Source organism: Streptococcus danieliae, from assembly GCF_009767945.1.
GTDB classification, from domain to species: Bacteria; Bacillota; Bacilli; order Lactobacillales; family Streptococcaceae; genus Streptococcus; species Streptococcus danieliae.
Window position 1 is genome coordinate 1 of sequence record NZ_WSRS01000127.1, and the last position, 2,797, is coordinate 2,797.

2 protein-coding genes and 2 pseudogenes are annotated in these 2,797 nt (G+C 42.5%); all 4 read left to right on the forward strand.

Annotated elements, in window-relative coordinates; genetic code table 11:
* Nucleotides 1–380: 380 nt before the first annotated feature.
* Nucleotides 381–1,322 carry a mannose-6-phosphate isomerase, class I gene (gene manA, locus E5983_RS08850; RefSeq protein ID WP_160333471.1) on the forward strand — a complete coding sequence of 314 codons (942 nt, stop codon included), beginning with the start codon at nucleotides 381–383 and terminating at the stop codon, nucleotides 1,320–1,322.
* Between the two features lie 130 nt (nucleotides 1,323–1,452).
* Nucleotides 1,453–1,605, forward strand: a complete 153-nt coding sequence (locus tag E5983_RS08855) for a hypothetical protein (RefSeq protein WP_160333472.1) — start codon at nucleotides 1,453–1,455, stop codon at nucleotides 1,603–1,605.
* 268 nt (nucleotides 1,606–1,873) lie between these two features.
* Nucleotides 1,874–2,434: pseudogene (locus tag E5983_RS08860) on the forward strand (glycine betaine ABC transporter substrate-binding protein); the annotation flags it as partial.
* Nucleotides 2,435–2,454: 20 nt separating this feature from the next.
* Nucleotides 2,455–2,559 (forward strand): annotated as a pseudogene (locus E5983_RS09925) (type II toxin-antitoxin system RelE family toxin); the annotation flags it as partial.
* Nucleotides 2,560–2,797 lie beyond the last annotated feature (238 nt).

Here is a 2,797-nt window from a genome sequence, read left to right on the forward strand (position 1 = left end):
TTTTTTTTCACTTATCAGTTTACTAGGAATTGCTTTTTTTTGCACTCTGAATTACAAAAAAAGTTGCATGGAGAGCAAGCTTTCCACACAACTTATTATAGAACCCTTTTTTGATGTCTAACTTTGGGATGTCTCAACTTTCCTTTAAGTATCTTTGTAAAAAACCAGCTATCTCAGAGAGAGCTGGGTAAGTTGCTTGTTTTTGATGGTATAGGGTTTAAGGTTACTCTAATCTACTTTTTGAAGTTAGGGATTTGAAAGATTTCTTTAAAGTTTACCCTCAACCCATCTGAGAAACCGTGTCATGTTTTTCTTTTTGTGATAGTATTAGTGTGAGAAATGATTTTACAGTTGTGAAAGAATAGATAGGAGGACAAGCAATGTCAGAACCATTATTTTTAGAATCGGTGATGCAGGAAAAAATCTGGGGTGGTCGTAAATTACAGGATGTTTTTGGATACGAGCTGCCAAGTGGTAAGGTCGGAGAATACTGGGCCATTTCAGCTCATCCGCATGGGGTGTCGACTGTAAAAAACGGTGTTTATCAAGGCCAGAAGCTTGATGACTTGTATGCAGAGCATCGGGATTTGTTTGGGAATCGTCCGGAGCCTGTGTTCCCCTTGCTTACGAAAATTTTAGATGCTAATGATTGGTTGAGTGTTCAGGTTCATCCGGATGACCAGTATGGTTTAGCTCATGAAAAGAGTCTTGGAAAAACAGAGTGTTGGTATGTGCTTGATGCTGAACCAGGTGCGGAGATTATCTACGGCCATGAGGCCCAGTCTCAGGAAGAACTTCGCCAACAAATTGAATCGCAAAACTGGGAGCAATTATTAACCAAGGTGCCTGTGAAAGCGGGAGATTTCTTCTATGTGCCGAGTGGTACGGTTCATGCGATTGGTGCGGGGATTATGATTTTAGAAACCCAGCAGTCCAGTGACGTTACCTATCGTGTGTATGATTTTGAACGGGTTGATGAGCAGGGCAATCGTCGGGAGCTGCATATTGACCAGTCGGTTGCGGTTTCAACGATTGGCAAACCAGCAAATAGTCGGCCAACTTCTTTGCAGCTAGGGAATCTTACATCGACCCTCCTGGTTGCCAATGACTTTTTTGTGGTCTATAAATGGGATGTGGTAGGGCCGGTTTCCTTCCACCAGCAAGCGGATTACTATCTCGTGAGTGTTCTCGAGGGTCAAGGGAGCTTGGCTGTGGATGGTCAGACCTATTCCTTGCAAAAGGGCGATCATTTTATCCTGCCTAATAACGTTAAAGATTGGACTTTTGATGGTGACTTATCACTAATTGCGAGTCATGTTTAGATTTATAAGAAAAGTAGCCTGTAAAAAAGGCTGCTTTTCTTCTTGTTTAAAAATAGTCAAAAAAATTGACTATAAAAGACTTTGCTCTATACTGAACTTATTAAAGCAAGGGCTAAGAGGGAGGGGTTCTATGGAGTTTAAAACTTATGTCCGCATGATGTATGAACAGACGGTTCTGTATGAGCGTTTTGCTAGAAAGTATGACCTTCATCGAAATTCGCTTCAGATTTTGCTTTGGATTCTGAACTACCCCAAGGAGACTGGCTATTACATGACCCAGTAGCCGTCTATGAAGCTGCACGAAGAGGGATTGTCAAGGGAGTGGGACAGAACTAATTTTTTTCAAAATTAGTTCGTAGTCCCACCCCCGCAAGGTTGATTAGGTCGGGTTCGTAGTCCTCTCAGCGAGTCAGGAATTGACTCGCTGAGCCTATGATATGGACGAACATGAAATGTTCGCTATCAAGCGAACGATTGGAGTTTGCTTCGCAAACAAGATTTGGTACTCTCTAGACCCAATCAACTACTGCGTCAAAGGTATTTTGCTAATCATAAAGAGAGAGGCTAGACTTTTGTCCCAGCCTCTGAAGCCGATGGAGTATCAGAACACCTATGCCTTGGCAGTCTCACAAACTTTTGCCAAGAAACACCAACTGGCGAAGATTTCAGACTTAGCCAAGATCCAATCCCAACTGCAAGCGGGCTTTTCGCTGGAATTTAATGACCGCCCTGACGGCTATCTTGGCCTCGAAAAAGTCTACGGCCTAAACTTCAAGGTCAACACCATGGAGCCATCACTGCGCTATCAGGCCATCCAGACAGGAGCCGTCAATCTGATTGATGCCTACTCGACAGACAGTCAACTTAAACAATACAACCTCTTTGTACTGGAGGATGATCGCCAACTCTTCCCACCCTATCAAGGAGCCCCTTTAATGCGGGCAGACTTGTTGGAAAAACACCCAGAACTGGAAGGGATTCTGAATCAACTAGCTGGAAAAATAACTGCTAGTCAGATGTCAGAGATGAACTATCAGGTTGATGTAGAAGGGAAAACAGCCGCTAGTGTTGCCCATGACTATTTGGTCAAAGAAAAATTGCTCCAAAAATAGAGGATCTAAAAGGGTTATAGCGTTACAGAATTGGCAATTATCCTGTAATCTGTGACATTATAGACGATGAACTCGTAGTCTTGGCTCTTGAAGTCGGCCATAGGAAAGAAGTTTACAAACGTTGATAAAAGTACACCTTTATGGAGTTGACAGCACGAGGCTGGGACAAAAACCCCTCTGACTAACGCAAAAAGCAACGGTTTTAAAGCCGTTGCTTTTTGCCTTATGGAGATAGTCTTGATACAATATAATTAGGACAAAATACTGAGAAAGGCTATCCCATGTACATTCACTATAACACAAATCAAACCACCTTACCACTAGAAATTGCTTCAGTCTTACCACAGGATCATATTGTTTTCA